This window comes from Pontibacter actiniarum (genome assembly GCF_003585765.1).
Classification (GTDB): Bacteria; Bacteroidota; Bacteroidia; order Cytophagales; family Hymenobacteraceae; genus Pontibacter; species Pontibacter actiniarum.
The window spans coordinates 2,568,051-2,584,769 of sequence record NZ_CP021235.1; the positions used below are offsets into that span (position 1 = coordinate 2,568,051).

8 protein-coding genes are annotated in these 16,719 nt (G+C 57.9%); 4 read left to right on the forward strand and 4 right to left on the reverse strand.

The features are described from left to right. Positions 1 to 61: 61 nt before the first annotated feature. Positions 62 to 2,278, reverse strand: a complete 2,217-nt coding sequence (locus CA264_RS11175; protein WP_025607178.1) for a bifunctional alpha,alpha-trehalose-phosphate synthase (UDP-forming)/trehalose-phosphatase — start codon at positions 2,276 to 2,278, stop codon at positions 62 to 64. A 257-nt stretch (positions 2,279 to 2,535) separates the two neighbouring features. Here CA264_RS11175 and CA264_RS11180 point away from each other — a divergent pair, with 257 nt between their 5' ends. Both CA264_RS11180 and CA264_RS11185 read left to right on the forward strand, forming a co-directional pair. Next, positions 2,536 to 3,624 (forward strand): mechanosensitive ion channel family protein, encoded by a 1,089-nt coding sequence (locus tag CA264_RS11180; protein ID WP_025607180.1) that lies wholly within the window; start codon positions 2,536 to 2,538, stop codon positions 3,622 to 3,624. Between the two features lie 31 nt (positions 3,625 to 3,655). Continuing rightward, the gene (locus CA264_RS11185) at positions 3,656 to 4,255 is read left to right on the forward strand and encodes a DUF2179 domain-containing protein (RefSeq protein WP_025607181.1); all 600 of its coding nucleotides are present in this window, start codon (positions 3,656 to 3,658) and stop codon (positions 4,253 to 4,255) included. Between the two features lie 266 nt (positions 4,256 to 4,521). Here the strand turns inward: CA264_RS11185 and glgB are convergent, their stop codons facing one another. From glgB to CA264_RS11200, 3 genes are read right to left on the reverse strand one after another with little or no spacing between them, the layout of a single operon-like run. Next, positions 4,522 to 6,849 (reverse strand): 1,4-alpha-glucan branching protein GlgB, encoded by a 2,328-nt coding sequence (gene glgB / locus CA264_RS11190; protein WP_071784588.1) that lies wholly within the window; start codon positions 6,847 to 6,849, stop codon positions 4,522 to 4,524. Beyond that, positions 6,842 to 10,177 carry a maltose alpha-D-glucosyltransferase gene (gene treS / locus CA264_RS11195; RefSeq protein WP_025607184.1) on the reverse strand — a complete coding sequence of 1,112 codons (3,336 nt, stop codon included), beginning with the start codon at positions 10,175 to 10,177 and terminating at the stop codon, positions 6,842 to 6,844. Before treS ends, glgB begins: the two co-directional genes overlap by 8 nt. A gap of 24 nt (positions 10,178 to 10,201) precedes the next feature. Next, positions 10,202 to 12,223 (reverse strand): alpha-1,4-glucan--maltose-1-phosphate maltosyltransferase, encoded by a 2,022-nt coding sequence (locus CA264_RS11200; protein WP_025607186.1) that lies wholly within the window; start codon positions 12,221 to 12,223, stop codon positions 10,202 to 10,204. 215 nt (positions 12,224 to 12,438) lie between these two features. On the opposite strand from CA264_RS11200, the gene treZ reads away from it, so the two are divergent. Further along, positions 12,439 to 14,289, forward strand: a complete 1,851-nt coding sequence (gene treZ, locus CA264_RS11205; RefSeq protein WP_036776490.1) for a malto-oligosyltrehalose trehalohydrolase — start codon at positions 12,439 to 12,441, stop codon at positions 14,287 to 14,289. Positions 14,290 to 14,294: 5 nt separating this feature from the next. After that, a complete protein-coding gene (locus CA264_RS11210; protein WP_025607190.1) occupies positions 14,295 to 16,718 on the forward strand; it encodes a DUF3536 domain-containing protein in 2,424 nt (807 codons plus the stop codon). Position 16,719 lies beyond the last annotated feature (1 nt).

Consider the following 16,719-nt stretch of genomic DNA (forward strand, 5'->3'; position numbering starts at 1 on the left):
AAATAAAACCCCACCCGCTCGCTGCAGCAGGTGGGGTTTCAACAGCCTATAGCTGTCCGTATCAGCCGGTCATCAGTGCTCCGGGCGACTGCTCCTGGGTGTTCGCCTGCACCAGGCGGTCCAGCATGTCGCGGGCTTCCTGGCAGGTGTCTACATGGTACTTGGCTACCGAAGACGCGTTTCCAACTTTTACGGTATAGGCTTCTCGAGGCATGGCTTTAAAGATGTCCTCATCGCCCCAGTCATCGCCCACGGCCATCACGAACTTATGCGGGAACTTGCTGAGCCAGTAGCTGGAGGCTTTGCCCTTGTTGATTTCCTGTGCCTTTACCTCAACCGCCATTTGCCCGTCTAGCACCTGCAGGTTACTGTTAGAGGCCAGGAAGTTCAGGTGGCTTACCAGCTCACGCGCACGCAGGTCGCCCAAACCGGTTTCCACGCGGCGGTAGTGCCACACCAGCGAGTACTCTTTCTCCTCTATAAAGGAGCCCGGCGTGCGGTCCACGTACAGGTCCAGAATCAGGCGGATGTCCTTTTTCCAGTCGTCCATCAGGCTCAGCATTGTTTGCCAGCCGGTGCCGCGCTGTTTTATCCAAACGCCATGCTCGGCTATTATATCGATGTTGAGGTGGCCCAGCCAATCCTGCATGGTGGCTTTCTCGCGGCTGCTCATCACCACCACCCTGTTTTTAGGGCTGCTGCTCAGGCGCTCCAGCAAGGCCATCAGCTCATCGTCTGGGCGTGCCATCAGCGGCCGGTTGCGGTAGTCCACCAAACCTCCGTCGTACTCCAGGAAGAACAGGCGGGAACTGGCAGACTCGTAGGCATCGCTCATCTCCAGGAAGGTAGACTCGTCGAGGTAAGAGGTTGCCAGCGACAGCTGCTTGATCTTTACATAAGACAGGCGGTCCATGAACATGCTTACCCAGTGGTGTATGTTGTAGCGCTGCAGCGACTCCTGCATGTTGCGCATGTGCTGCATCTGCTCCTCCTCAGGCATCACCAGGGCATGGTAAATAGAGTCCACCATCTGGTTTATGTCGTTCGGGTTGATCAGGATGGCATCGGAAAGCTCCTTGGAGGCACCGGCCATTTCGCTAAGTATGAGCACGCCTTTCTGGTCCAGTTTACTGGCCACAAACTCTTTGCACACCAGGTTCATGCCGTCGCGCATCGGTGTCACCAGGCCTACGTCGGCCATGCGGTAGAAGGCAGAGAGGGTCTCGAGCGGGTAAGAGCGGTAGAAGTACTGGATCGGGTTCCAGCTGATGTGGCTGTACTTACCGTTGATGCGCCCCACCATTTCGTCCACCTCTTCTTTGAGTTCTTTGTACTTCTCCACCGCATCGCGGCTCGGCACCACCAGCATCAGCAGGGTTACCTTCCGGTGAAACTCCGGGTAGCGCTCCAGGAAGAGCTCAAAGGCCTCCAGGCGCTGGGCAATGCCTTTGGAGTAGTCCAGGCGGTCGATGGAAAGTATGATTTTCTCGGCGTTGAGGTTGCTGCGGTAAATGCGCTCGCGCTTCTTCACCTCTTCCAGGGCAGCGGTGCCGGAATACTTCTCATAGTCGATCCCCATCGGGAAGGAGTCCACGAGCAGGGAGCGGCTAGGGGTATGGATCCAGCCGTGCATGCTGCCGTAGCCCACCAGGCGGTTAACCGAACTCAGGAAGTGGCGCATGTCGTCATACGTGTGGAAGCCTACCAGGTCAGAGCCCAGCATGCCCTCCAGCAGCTCTTTGCGCCAGGGCAGGAGGCGGAATACCTCGTAGCTCGGGAACGGGATGTGCTGGAAAAAGCCGATGGTGCTGTCGGGGAGCTTCTCGCGCAGCATGCTCGGCAGCAACAGCAGTTGGTAGTCGTGCACCCAGATGGTGTCTTCCGGCCCGGCCTGCGCCACCACGGCATCACAGTACTTCTGGTTCACCGCAACATAGGTTTCCCACAGCTGCTGGTCGTAAACGGCGTACTGGCTGAAGTAGTGGAAGGTTGGCCAGAGGGTTTCATTGCTGAAACCCTCGTAGAACTCCTTTATCTCTGTTTCCGTCAGAAAAACGGGGTGCATGTTCTCCTGATTCAGGTCGGTAGTGATCTGCTCCTGCTTTTTATCTTCTGTTACCACCAAGCCCGGCCAGCCAATCCATAGATTGTCTCCTTCTTTATAGATTGAACCTAAACCAGTCGCTAGTCCTCCCTCACTAGGCTTATAGCTCAGTTCCTCATCCTTCTCTTGCAGTTTTACAGGTAATCTGTTAGAAACAATAATCAGTTTTGCCATGCTTTGCGGTAGTTTTCTCAGCAGCCAGTGCAGCAAGTGTGTTGGGCGCAGATAGGAACTGCATCTTGGTGCCGAGTTTATTTTACTTCATAGGCTGACACACATCAACCTACTCCACATACGTAGACTTCGCGCCTCACGTTTTATAATATAGTGAAATATATATTAACTTAAAAATCGCCCTTGAGCGCCCCCAGGCAAAACCCTTGCGGGATATACGGAGTACTTTCCCCCATATGATTACCCTATTTTCACCCATGGAGTACCTTGTAAAACTGTATGAGCGGTTTGATAATGTTTTCACCGGCCTTGCCATTGTGGCCGCCGCGCTCATACTAGGCATCATAGCTAAGAAACTGCTGTTCAAAGGGCTGAACCTGTACAACCGCCGCGAGAACCCCTTCCTCTTCAAATCGCTGACACAACACCTCAGCGGGCCGCTGACGCTCTTTATCCCCCTGCTCTTTGTCTCTATCGCCCTGCCGCTGCTGCCTTACAGCGAGAGCCTGCTGCTGGGCCTGCGCCGCCTCACCGAGACCCTGGATATTATTGCCTTCGCCTGGGTGCTGGTTAAACTCACGGACGTGGGCCGGGATCTGGTGCGCCATAAGTACGCCGTTGATAAGGCCGACAACATACGGGAGCGGCGGCTGATTACGCAGCTGCAGTTTCTTCGCAAGCTTACGGTTGTTATCATCATCTTTATCGCCGTTTCGCTCATCCTGCTGAGCTTTGACCCGGTGCGCAAGCTGGGGACCGGCCTGCTGACGTCGGCAGGCGTGGCAGGCGTGGTAGTAGGCTTTGCCGCGCAGACGTCGCTTGCCAACCTGCTGGCGGGGCTCCAGATCGCCTTCACGCAGCCCATCCGCCTGGACGATGTGCTGGTGGTGGAGAACGAGTTTGGGCGGGTGGAGGAAATCACGCTGACGTATGTGGTCCTGAAGCTGTGGGACAACCGCCGCCTCATCCTGCCGCTCAACTACTTTATCCAGAACCCCTTCCAGAACTGGACCCGCACCGGCTCCGACTTACTGGCCACTGTGTACCTGTACACAGACTACACCGTTCCGATAGAGCCGCTCCGCAAGGAGCTGGACCGCATCCTGTCTAAAACCGACCTGTGGGACAAGCGGGTGTCGGTGCTGCAGGTAACCGACTCCAAAGAGCGAACCCTTGAGCTGCGCGCCCTCATGAGCGCCCACAACTCCGGCATCGCCTGGGACCTGCGCTGCCATGTACGGGAAAAACTCGTTAGCTTTATCCAGCTGAACTACCCAGAGGCCTTACCTAAAACGCGCAGCGAGTTTGCAGGCCAGAAGTTGCCGCCGCTGGCTGAGCTTTCGTAACTTGTAGCACTGCCCATTAAAAGTATACTTTATGAACTACTTCGAAGGCATTGACCCGGTGCTTGTGAACTGGGTGCTGATCCCTGCCTTGATCTTTCTTGCCCGCATCTGCGACGTTACCCTCGGCACCCTGCGCATTGTGTTCGTATCGAAGGGGAATAAAACCGTAGCGCCCATTCTAGGCTTCCTGGAGGTGCTGATCTGGCTGATCGCCATGACACAGGTCATGGAAAACCTGAGCAACGTGGCCTCTTACCTGGCCTGGGCGGGAGGTTTTGCCATGGGCAACTTTTTAGGGCTGCGCGTGGAGCAGAAGCTGGCGCTGGGCCAGATGGTGGTGCGCATTATTACCGTGGAGCCCGCCGATAAGCTGATCCACCGCCTGAGTGGCCACGGCTACCGCCTCACCTGCATCGATGCGCGCGGCACACGCGGCAAGGTTAACCTGCTCTTCCTCATCGTGAAGCGGAAAAAGCTGCAGCATGTGCTCGACATCGTCCGGGACTACAACCCGCAGGCTTTCTACTCCGTGGAGGATGTTCGCTCCGTATCTGAATTGGAGGTGCCGGAGAGCGAGCCAACGCGCCATACCCTCTTCAGAAGAGCCTTTCCGTTAAGGAAGAGCAAGTAAGGCTTCCGCTGGCCTCTCTGTTTTACTGCGTGCAAGCCTCTGCTTTCTACTTGCTCAGCCTTTAAAACACGGCATGGGGCTAGCTATACTTCAGGGCATCTCAGAATGCCTGTGCGGAATTCGCCAGAAGAAACAGGCAGTGTAACATCAGCATGACCAAGACCCTGGTCTGTAAAGTATAAAAGCCGCCGGTAAAGTATAAACTACTCTACCGGCGGCTTTTTTGCAGCGGTGCAGCCATGCCTGCTGCCCAGGCTACGGCTGCCTTAGCTTTTCAGTTTGAAGTAGGCCACGGCCAATGGCGGCAGTACTAGCGTGAGCGAGTGCTCCTGCCCGTGGAACGGCTCCGGAACGGTCTGGATTGGCTCAGTATTGTGCTTGTTGCTGCCTCCGTAGCGGCTATCGTCGGAGTTGAACACCTGCACCCACTCCCCTGCATGCGGCACCCCTAACCGGTAATGCTCGTGCATGGCCGGCGTAAAGTTGCACACCACCAGCAGCTCTTCCTGCGGGCTGTTGCCCTTGCGCAGGAAGCTCATAACGGAGTTGTGGGCATCGTTGTAGTCTACCCACTGGAAGCCTGCCGGGTCAAAGTTGTGTGTGTACAGCGCCGGCTCTGCCTTGTAAACGGCATTTAACTCGCGCAGCAACTGCTGTATGCCCTGGTGGTACCCGTACTGCAGCAGGTGCCAGTCCACGCTCATGTCGTGGTTCCACTCACTGGTTTGGGCCACATCGCCGCCCATAAACAGGAGTTTGGCTCCCGGGTGCGCGTACATGTAAGCGTACAGCGCGCGTAGGTTGGCAAACTGCTGCCACTCGTCGCCGGGCATCTTCCGCAGCAAGGAGCCTTTGCCATGCACCACCTCGTCGTGAGACAGTGGCAGCATAAACCTTTCGGAGAAAGCGTAGATAATACTAAACGTGATCTCGCCCTGGTGGTAGCGGCGGTATAAAGAATCTTTGGAGAAGTAGTCCAGCGTGTCGTGCATCCAGCCCATCATCCACTTCATATTAAAGCCCAGGCCACCGTTCTCCACCGGCCCCGTTACGGCAGGCCACGCAGTCGACTCTTCGGCAATGGTCAGCACCTCAGGGAAGTTGAAGTGCACCGCCTCGTTAAACTCCTTGATCAGGGAAATGGCCTCCAGGTTCTCCCGTCCGCCATGCTCATTCGGTATCCACTCCCCTTCCTTGCGGCTGTAGTCCAGGTACAGCATGGAGGCCACGGCATCAACACGCAGCCCGTCCACATGGTACCTGTCCAGCCAGAAGAGCGCGTTGCTGATCAGGAAGGAGCGCACCTCGTTGCGGCCGTAGTTAAAGATGTAGCTGTTCCAGTCCGGGTGGAAGCCCTTGCGCGGGTCTGCGTGCTCGAACAGGTGCGTCCCGTCAAAGTACGCCAGGCCGTGCTCATCCGAAGGGAAGTGCGACGGCACCCAGTCCATGATAACGCCGATCCCGTTCTGGTGCAGCACATCGATCAGGTGCATCAGGTCCTGAGGGGAGCCCAGCATGCTGTGCGCTGCAAAGTAGCCCGTAATCTGGTACCCCCACGACCCGTTGAACGGATGGTGCATAACCGGCATAAACTCTACATGCGTAAAGCCCATCTCCTTCAGGTACGACGGCAGCTCCTCGGCCAGCTCGCGGTAGGTCAGCGGGCGGTTGTTGTCTTCCGGCTTGCGGCGCCAAGACCCCAGGTGCACTTCATACACGCTGTACGGCTGCGGCTTATCCTGCATGTTCTTACGGTGGTCTATCCACGCCTGGTCCTGCCACTCATACTGCAGATCGTTTACGATGGAGGCTGTTTGCGGCGGCACCTCGCGGCAGAAGGCAAAGGGGTCGCTCTTCTCCACATGGTACAGGTTGTACTTCGACTTGATGTGGTACTTGTACATCACCCCCGTCTGCACGCCCGGCACAAAGCCCTCCCAGATGCCGGAGCCGTCGTGGCGCACATGCAGTTCGTGGCTATCGCGGCTCCAGCCGTTAAACTCGCCCATTACCGACACCTGCTCGGCGTTGGGGGCCCACACGGCAAAGTACGTCCCCTGCTGGCCGGCTATCTCCATCGGGTGGGAGCCCAGCTTTTCGTACAGGGTGTAGTGCCTGCCTTCCCGAAACAGGTAAACATCATAATCAGTAAAGCGGCTGGCATACCACACAGCCCTATCCTGTGCCTGCTGGCTGGGTGCCGCCTGCGCCTCGTCCACCGTGGTGGTGGATGTGGCGCCTTTGCCACGGCCGCGGGGCTTCACCTTCACCAGTTCCTCTACCCCGTCTTTGGAGGCCACAGGCACTGCCACCTCCGCTTCTTTTTTCTTAGGCGGCCTGCCGCGCTTAGCTGGTTTGGCCTTTGCCGTATCTCCCGAGGCCCCGGTTGCGGGGGCACCTGCCTCAGCCGCCGGCGTAGCGGAAGCCTTTTTGCCGGCACCTTTGGAAGCGGTCTTTCTCTTCGCCTCTGCCTCTTCTGCCGCCATTGGCTCCTCCCCCTTTTTGCGGGAAGTGCCGGTCTTCGTGGTCTTAGCGCTGGTTGCCTTGCTCTTATCGGTGGTCTCGGTGGTTGTGCTTTCTTTTTTCTTAGCCATTCTTATACTTTTTCATGATGTATTTGATGCCTCTGATAGGGATGAGCACCCAATCCGGACGGTTATTCAATTCATACCCAAGCTCATAAATAGCTTTTTCTAACAGGAAAGTATGGATAAGGGTTTCGAAGTCTTCCTCCTTGGCCGGCACAATGCCCGTGCCCATGGTCTTGCCCAGGTAGGCGTGCATGTAAAAGCCGCTGGCGTAGTGGTACCACTGCTCCGCCCACGACTCCAGGTAGTCCACGTCCTCCTTGCGCAGCCCTTCCTGCTGGAACAGCGCACTATAAGCGGCGTAGTGGAACGAGCGGATCATGCCTGCCACATCGCGGAGAGCAGAGCGCTTCAGGCGCCGCTCGCTGAACGAACGCGCCGGTTCGCCTTCAAAGTCGATGATGTAGAAGTCCTTGCCCGTGAACAGCACCTGCCCCAGGTGGTAGTCGCCGTGCGTGCGGATTTTCAGCGTATCGATTTTATGGGCGAAAATCATTTTCAGGCGCTCCAGTATCTCGCCCCGCATCTGCAACACCTCCTCGGCCTCGCCGCGCACGTGCTCGGGCAGGTTAGGCAGGTGCTTTGCCAGGCTATCGAAGTTACTGCGCACCAGCGAGGTAAGCGAAGAGTACAGCGACCGCTGGTAGTGCAGCGAGAACTCCTCTGGTGTAAAGTCCTTTTTATCGGTCACGGAACCGAGGGCCAGGTGCATTTCGGCGGTGCGCTGCCCCAGCAGTTCGACACGTTCCACGTGGGCGCCGCCGATCTGCAGCTGCAGCTCCTCGGGTATGTCCGAGAACGGCAGCGGGCGCGACAGCGAACCTGCTGGCGCCTTCGGCTTCATGTGCTCGTTCTGCGTGAGGATGCGTTCGTACTGCCGCTTAAGCGAGTCGCCGATGTAGCTCCAGGCGTCGCCCTGGTTGGGCACCAGCTCCTGCAGCATCATGAGCACCATAGGCTGCTTGCTGCCCTCCTGCTGCTCAATGGCGCCCAAAAAGCGCGGCACGTGGTCATAGCCAATGTGCTCAGTCAGCATCTGCACCACCTCCACATCCGGGTTCAGGGTACGGTCCAGCTTGCGGTACACCTTCATAAAAAAGGCGTTGTTGTAAACGATGGAGGTATTGCTCTGCTCAGCAGAGAGGATTTTAGAGGTTACCGGTCCTTCTGCCTCCCTCAACTGGGCTCCTACGCCACGGTTGCTGTAGCCAACCAGCTCGGCCCCGTCGCTGCGCAGCCGCTTGCGCTTCACCATAAGCTGCAGCAGCATCTGGCGGAACTCCTCGCTGTAGAGCGCATCATACAGGATACCGTCTTTACCGTCGACGGAGACACGGGCAATGACAGCGTTCGGCTGCTGGTCGCGCAGCTCCTGCTCCTGCTCGCCGGTGGCAAAGGCAACCGGCAACTGGTACAGCTCGGGCAGGCCCTCGTTGTAGCTTACCTCCACAAACAGCATGGCAGCGCCCGTCTTGCTCAGCGGCATCGGCATACTCTGGATCACCTGCATCCGCTGCATGGTGCGGGCTTTGCCCCCAAACCAGCGCCGCTGCCAGATGTACTGCGGCAGCACTTTGCTCTCCAGCTCTCGGAGCGTGCGCGCCTCGAGCGGCTGCTTCATGTTGCCCATTCTCAAGGCCGGCTTTGCCTGCTGGCTCTCCGACTCCTGCGACACCTCCTGCGGGCGCAGCTCCATCCAATAGTAGCCGTGGCCACCGATCGTGAAGAGGTACTCTCCGTCTTTTATACTTGGGAACTTGTTCTTGCTGAACACCTCCATCGGCACATGGCCTTTGTATTCCTGCAGGTCCAGCTCCACGGCCTCCGGAAAGCGCGACAGGTTGGCGATCACCAGTATGGTTTCGTCTTCGTACTCGCGGATAAAGGCCAGCACCTTGCTGTTGCTCGGGTTCAGGAACTTTATACTTCCGCGGCCGAAGGCTTTGTAGCGCTTGCGCATGTTAATGATGCGGCGCATCCACCAGAGCAGCGAGTTGCCGTTGTGGTTCTGCGTGTCCACGTTAATGGACTCATACTTGTACTCCGGGTCGATGATCACCGGCAAGTATAACTTTTGCGGATTAGCGTCGGAGAAACCGGCGTTGCGGTTATCGTTCCACTGCATGGGGGTGCGCACGCCATCGCGGTCGCCGAGGTAGTAGTTATCGCCCATGCCAATCTCATCGCCATAGTACACCACCGGCGTGCCGCGCATGGAGAAGAGCAGCACGTTCATCAGCTCGATCTTGGCGCGGTCGTTGCCCAGCAGCGGGGCCAGGCGGTGGCGTATACCCAGGTTAATGCGGGCCTGCGGGTCCTTGGTATACACTTTATACATGTAGTCGCGCTCCTCATCGGTCACCATCTCCAGCGTCAGCTCGTCGTGGTTGCGCAGGAACATGGCCCACTGGCAGCTCTCCGGTATGGCTGGCGTCTGGTTAAAGATGTCGATGATCGGGTAGCGGTCCTCCATCTTCACCGACATAAACAGGCGGGGCATGATGGGGAAGTGATAGTTCATGTGGCACTCATCGCCGTTTCCGAAATAGGAGGCAGAGTCTTCGGGCCACATGTTGGCCTCTGCCAGCAAGAGCTTGCCGGTATACTTTTCATCTACGTGCGCGCGCAGCTTCTTCAGGAAGTCGTGTGTCTCGGGCAGGTTCTCGCTGTTGGTTCCCTCCCGCTCAAACAGGTACGGCACGGCATCCAGGCGGAACCCGTCCACGCCCAGGTCGAACCAGTAATCGAGCACCTTAAACACCTCTTTCTGCACGGCAGGGTTGTCGTAGTTCAGGTCGGGCTGGTGCGAGAAAAAGCGGTGCCAGTAGTACTGCCCGGCCACCGGGTCCCAGCTCCAGTTGCTCGGCTCATAGTCGGTGAAAATGATGCGCACGTCTTTGTACTTGGCCGGGTCATCGCTCCAAACATACCAGTCTCTGTACTTAGAGCCCTTCTTGGCCCGGCGTGCCCGCTGGAACCAGGGGTGCTGATCGGAAGTATGGTTTATCACCAGCTCCGTAATCACCTTCAGACCACGTTTATGCGCCTCCCGCACAAACAGCTTGAAGTCCTGCATGTTGCCGTAGCTCGGGTTAATGCTTAGGTAGTCGGCAATGTCGTAGCCGTCGTCGCGGAGGGGCGATGGGTAAAAGGGCAGCAGCCAGATGGCCGTTACACCTAAGTCTTCGAGATAGTCCAGTTTCTGCATCAGGCCCTTAAAATCGCCAATGCCGTCGCCGTTACCGTCTTTAAAGGCTTTTATATGCAGTTCATAGATAATGGCATCTTTATACCAATGGATATTGTCGTCAAACTCGAATTTTTCGTCTGCCATAGTTGTGGTCAAAAGGGTTCTTTTTTATTCGTTGGTGCGGTGTTCGTTCGGTAGCCAGTTATCGTCGAGGTGATCATGCCCCATGCCGGGGTTGGCCTCCTCCAGGCGGAACACGTGCACCGGCATTTCGTGCGGGCGCAGCTCTACGTAGTTAAACTCGCCGGTCCAGGTGTACTTACGCTCGGTGAGCAGGTCGTGCACCAGGTACTGCTGGTCCGAAGCCATTTTCAGCTTCCAAAGCGGCACCTTCACCCAGCCGCTCTGCGTGTGGTGCGGGTCCAGGTTTACAACTACGAGAATCTTATTGCTGAAATCACTGCTCCACTTCACATAGCTGAGGATGGCCTGGTTGTCGCACTCCCCGAACTCAATGTTCCAGGTAGTCTGCAGGGCGGGGTTTACCTTGCGGATTTTGTTGATAAGCGTAATCACCTCCCGGATTTTGGTAAGCTTGCCCCAGTCCCAGTGCTTCACCTCGTACTTCTCGGAGTCATAATACTCTTCCTTGCCCGGCACCGCATTGTTGATGCCGAACTCATACACCGGGCCGTAGAGGCCATAGTTGGATGAGAGGGTGGCCGCCATGACCACGCGGGTAATGTGTGCGGGCTCTCCGCCCTCCTGCAGCGCGTAAGGCAGAATGTCCGGAGTGTTAGGCCAGAAGTTCGGGCGGAAATAGTCGCGCAGCTCTGTCTGGGTGAGCTCGTGCATGTACTCGCGAACCTCCTGGGCTGAGTTGCGCCAGGTGTAGTAGGTATACGATTGCGTGAAGCCAAGCTTGGCCAGGCGCTCCATCACGCGCGGGCGTGTAAAGGCCTCGGCCAGGAAGATCACCTGCGGGTGGTCTTTGCGGATATCGGCAATCACCCACTCCCAAAAGCTGAACGCCTTGGTATGCGGGTTATCCACGCGGAAGACAAACACGCCCTGGTCTATCCAGTGCAGGAGCACGCGCCTCAGCTCACGCCACAGGTTCGGCCAGTCTTCCGTCTCGAAATTAACGGGCAGCACATCCTGGTACTTTTTAGGCGGGTTCTCGGCATACTGCACGGTGCCGTCCGGTCGCCATTTAAACCACTCCGGGTGCTCCTTTACGTAAGGGTGGTCCGGTGAGCATTGGATGGCGAAGTCCAGCGCTATCTCCAGGCCATGCTCCCGCGCCTGGTGCACAAAATCACGGAACTCCTCAAGCGTACCCAGCTCCGGCAGGATGGCATCGTGCCCCCCCTCTTCGGCACCGATGGCCCAGGGGGACCCCGGCTCACCCGGCTCGGAGGTTACAGCATTGTTTTTCCCTTTTCTGAAGGCGCGGCCAATCGGGTGGATTGGCGGCAGGTAGATCGTGTCGAAGCCCATCTCAGCGATGCGGGGCAGCAGGCGTGCGCAGTCCCGGAACGTGCCGTGACGGCCGGCCTCCTGCGCGGCAGACCTCGGAAAGAACTCGTACCAGGCGCTGAACAGGGCCTTCTGGCGCTCCACGTCCAGCTGCAGCACCTTATCGTAGGTGGTAACGTTCTCCTTTTCGCAGCAGGCGTCCATCAGCTCGCTGACGTCCTGGCCGGTGGCAAAGCCCACGTCCTCGGCATGCGACTGGCTGGTGCGCAGCTGTTCGGCCCACTTGCGCAGGCGTTTCTGCTGGCCGGGCTTGGCGTTCTCGGCGGCTGCCTCCATGAGCTGTGCCCCGATCTGCAGTTCCACCGTTACGTCCTGGTTCGCCTCGAACTTCTTTTTCAGCCCCTTCTGCCAGGTGTAGAAATGGTCTACCCAGCCTTCAATGGTGTATTCGTAGCGCCCCATGGCGTCCGGGGTAAAAGTGCCCCGCCAGCGGTCGTTGCCCACAAACTCCATCGGCACCGCCGTCCAGTTCCTCCTGCGGGAGTGGCGGTACAGCAGCCGGGCCTTTACTTCGTCGTGGCCGTCGGCAAACACGTCAGCGGTCACCACCAGCTCCTCCCCCACCACGCGCTTGGCCGGGAACCTGCCGCAGTCGATTTCGGGCTGCACACTTTCTATAACAATTCGCTTTGTTCCTTCGAGTTGTTCCATTGAGATTTAGTTCTACTTTAACCGTTGTACGTACTTATCTGAGATAAATATGTTTCGCTCTATATTCTGTAGACAGGAATAAAAGTAGCCAGCACCGCCCCTGCAGCCGTTAAGGCATCCAAAAAAATCAGCCACAAATAACATTCACCTCCTTAAAAAGGCACAACCTAATGGCCAAAACACCAGTTAATACGTGCTGTGAAAAACCGCATTTTATGGCTATACTTAGAGAAATAGGAGCGCATTTTACCCCCGACAAAGGCACCGTTTTCACGGTTTGGGCACCCAAGGCCGAAAAGGTGGAAGTGCTGCTGCATAAACCCGAACCCATACAGGTACCCCTCCAGCGCGAGGCCATGGGCTACTGGACTGCCCTGAGCGAATTTGCCACGCCCGGCACCCGCTACACCTTTGTGCTGGACGGCGAGACGCAGCGCCCCGACCCTGCCTCGCACTTCCAGCCGGACGGGGTGCACGAGCCCTCGGCCGTAGTAGACCATCACGCCTTTGCCTGGACAGACAAAAAGTGGAAGAACCTGCCCCTGCACGAGTACATCATCTATGAGCTGCATGTGGGCACCTTCACCCCAGAGGGCACGTTTGAAAGTATGATTGAGCGCCTGCCGGAGCTGAAGGAGCTGGGGGTCACGGCTATCGAGATCATGCCGGTGGCGCAGTTCCCGGGCAGCCGCAACTGGGGCTACGACGGCGTTTTCCCTTTTGCCGCGCAAAACTCCTACGGTGGCCCCGAAGGGCTGAAGAAGCTGGTGAACGCCTGCCATGCGCAGGGGCTGGCCGTGGTGCTGGACGTGGTGTACAACCACATGGGCCCGGAGGGGAACTACCTCAACGACTTCGGCCCCTACTTTACCGACAAGTATAAAACGCCCTGGGGCACGGCCCTCAACTTCGACGACAACCACGCCGACGCGGTGCGCAACTTCTTTTTCCAAAACGCACTGATGTGGCTGCGCGAGTACCACATCGACGCCCTGCGCCTGGATGCCGTGCACGCCATTTACGACATGAGCGCCAAGCACTTTTTGCAGGAGCTGCAGGAGCATGTGCAGGAGCTGGAGGAGCAGCTGGGCCGCGACTTTATCCTGATCGCCGAGAGTGACCTGAACGATGTGCGCCTCATTAACCCGATGGACCGCGGCGGCTACGGCCTGGACGCGCAGTGGAGCGACGACTTCCACCATGTTATCCACGCCCTGTTTACGGGGGAGCAGAGCGGCTACTACGTGGGCTTCGGTAAAACCGACCAGCTGACGAAGGTTATGGAGAAGGCGTTCGTTTACGATGGGCTGTACTCGGAGCACCGCCACCGCACCTTTGGCAGCAGCACAGCGCACAACCAGGCAGCGCAGTTTGTCGTCTGCTCCCAAAACCATGACCAGGTGGGCAACCGCATGCTGGGCGAGCGCCTTTCGGAGCTGGTGGACTATGAGACGCTGAAAGTTATTGCTGCCTTGGTTATACTTTCGCCGTACCAGCCCATGCTGTTTATGGGGGAAGAGTACGGGGAGCGGAACCCGTTTTTATACTTCGTAAGCCACGGAGACAAAGACCTGATAGAAGCCGTGCGCAAAGGCCGCCGCGAGGAGTTCAGTGCCTTCGCCTGGCAGGGCGAGGCCCCGGACCCGCAGAGCGAAGAGACCTTTGAGCGCTCCAAACTTACCCGCAGCTACACGTCCGAGTCACAGCAGAACAAGCTGCGCGAGTACTACAAGCGCCTCCTGCAACTACGCAAAAGCACCGCCTGCCTCGCCAAACCGGACAAGGACAAAGTGTTGGCCCGTATGGACGAGAACGGTGCCGTGCTGCACCTGGTGCACCACACGCGGGAGCCGTACTGCTACAGCCTGTTTAACCTCAGCGACACCGCCCAGACCGTCCGGCTGCTGCGGCCCGACGAGGCTGCCGGCAACTGGAAACCCCTCCTGCACTCCGCAGCAGCGGACTGGGGAGGGCCTGGCACTGACCAACCGGAGGCGCTGGAGCAGAGCGCTGATGTAACGCTTCCGCCAAAATCGGTACTCGTACTTGCACAACAGACACACTAGTAGCTATGAACAAATACGTATGCATCCACGGTCACTTTTACCAGCCCCCGCGTGAGAACCCCTGGCTAAACGAGGTGGAGCTGCAGGAGTCGGCATCGCCCTACCACGACTGGAACGAGCGCATTTCCGAGGAGTGCTACGCCCGCAACTCCGCCTCCCGCATCCTGAACGCAAAGGGCAACATCGTCGACATTATCAACAACTACGGCTATATCAGCTTTAACTTTGGCCCTACCCTGCTGGAGTGGATGCAGCGCAAGGACCCGGATACGTACAAGGCAATTCTAGAGGCTGATAAGGAGAGCCAGAAGCGCTTTTCCGGCCACGGATCGGCCATTGCCCAGGTATACAACCATATTATTATGCCGCTGGCCAACGAGCGCGACAAGCAGACGCAGGTGATCTGGGGCATTTACGATTTCACCAAGCGCTTTGGCCGTGCCCCGGAAGGCATGTGGCTGGCCGAGACCGCTGCCGACACGCCGACACTGGAGGTGCTGGCGGAGCACGGAATCAAGTTCACGATCCTCTCGCCTTATCAGGCCCGGTCTTTCCGCAAGATAGGCGACAAAGAGTGGACCAGTGCCGAGGGCGCCCGTATAAACCCGCGCCGCCCGTACCTGTGCCAGCTCCCCTCGGGCAGGCAGATCGTACTCTTCTTTTACGATGGGCCGGTGTCGCAGGGCATCGCCTTTGAGCGGCTGCTAAACCGCGGCGAGGACTTCGCCCACCGGCTGGTCAGCGTGTTTGACGAGCACAGCAAGGAGCCGCAGGTAATGAACATCGCCACCGACGGCGAAACCTATGGGCACCACCACCGCTTCGGCGAAATGGCCCTGTCGTATGCCATCAACCACCTGGAGGAGGAGAACCTGGCGCAGATCACGGTGTACGGTGAGTTTATAGAGAAATTCCCGCCTCAGTACGAGGCCCGCATCATCGAAGAGAGCTCCTGGAGCTGCGCTCACGGCGTGGAACGCTGGCGCAGCGACTGCGGCTGCAACACCGGTGGCCACCCCAACTGGAACCAGGCCTGGCGCACGCCCATCCGGAACGCCTTTGACTGGCTGCGCGACGAACTGGCCCCGCTCTACGAAGCGGAGATGCAGCAGTTGGGTGCAGACCCCTGGCAAACGCGCAACGACTACATACAGGTGGTGATGGACCGCTCAGAGGAGAACGTGGAGCGTTTTATCAGCGATCATACCTCCCGGGAACTGAGTATGCCGGAAAAAGTGCGTTTCCTGAAACTGATGGAGATGGAATACCACACGCTGCTCATTTACACAAGCTGCGGCTGGTTCTTCGACGAGGTGTCCGGCATTGAGACGGTGCAGGATATTTTCTATGCTTCGCGCGCTCTGCAGCTGGCCCACGATATTGGGGGCAAAGACCTGGAGCCGGCGTTCTTGAAACTGCTTAGCGCGGCAAAGAGCAACCTCAGGGAGCGCGGCGACGCCAGCATGATTTATGAGCAGTCGGTGAAGCCCACCATGATCGACCTGCTGCGCGTGGGGGCCCACTACGCCGTGTCGTCCATGTTCCAGGATTTTTCTGAGGAGCTTGACCTCTACAGCTTCACCGCCGTTTCGGAGGAGTACGACTGCACCCAGGCGGGGCGGCAACGGCTGGCGGTGGGCCGCGCCATCATTAAAAGCAAAGTAACCTGGGAGCAGCTTACCGTTACCTACGGCGTGCTGCACCTGGGCGACCACCAGCTGTTTGGCGGGGTGCGCGAGTTCATGAGCTACGAAGACTACGAGCAGCTGCGCGAAGAGCTGAAGACAGCCTTTGAGCGGGGCTATGTCAGCGAGGTGATCATGCTGCTGGACAAGCACTTTGAGTCGCACAGCTACTCTTTCTGGCACTTGTTTAAGGACGATCAGAAAAAGATACTGGACCAGGTGCTGGGGCACACCATGGAGGGCGTGGAAAACGATTTCCAGCAGCTGTATGACAACAACTACTCCCTCATCGCCGCCATCAAAACCATTGGCATGGAGATGCCGCGCCCCCTGCAAACCACCGTCGACTACGTGGTGAACACCCGGCTGCTGCGCGAGTTTGAGGCGGAGGAGCCCGACCCGCAGGAAGTAAGAAGGCTGCTGGAGGAAGTAAACCGGATGAAGGTAAAGCTAAGCCTTGACCAGCTGGAGTTTGCCCTCACACAGCGCGTAGACCAGATGATGCGCCGGATACAGGAGCACCCGCAGGACACCGCCACCATGGACCGCCTCGTAAAACTGCTCAACGTAATTGACGGCTCCCAACTGGAGACGGATTTCTGGCAGGCCCAGAACATTGCCTTCCGGATGCAGCAGGATGGCTACGCAGACATGAAAAAACGTAGTACACAAGGCGACCAGGCGGCAACGGCCTGGTGCCAGAAATTTGAGAAACTCTACCAAAACCTGAACCTCAACATCTAGT

Coding starts and splice junctions, on each gene's coding strand:
- treZ (WP_036776490.1), top strand. CDS start 12,439: ATGGCTATACTTAGAGAAATAGGAGCGCATTTTACCCCCGACAAAGGC.
- CA264_RS11175 (WP_025607178.1), bottom strand. CDS start 2,278: ATGGCAAAACTGATTATTGTTTCTAACAGATTACCTGTAAAACTGCAA.
- CA264_RS11180 (WP_025607180.1), top strand. CDS start 2,536: ATGGAGTACCTTGTAAAACTGTATGAGCGGTTTGATAATGTTTTCACC.
- glgB (WP_071784588.1), bottom strand. CDS start 6,849: ATGGCTAAGAAAAAAGAAAGCACAACCACCGAGACCACCGATAAGAGC.
- CA264_RS11210 (WP_025607190.1), top strand. CDS start 14,295: ATGAACAAATACGTATGCATCCACGGTCACTTTTACCAGCCCCCGCGT.
- treS (WP_025607184.1), bottom strand. CDS start 10,177: ATGGCAGACGAAAAATTCGAGTTTGACGACAATATCCATTGGTATAAA.
- CA264_RS11200 (WP_025607186.1), bottom strand. CDS start 12,223: ATGGAACAACTCGAAGGAACAAAGCGAATTGTTATAGAAAGTGTGCAG.
- CA264_RS11185 (WP_025607181.1), top strand. CDS start 3,656: ATGAACTACTTCGAAGGCATTGACCCGGTGCTTGTGAACTGGGTGCTG.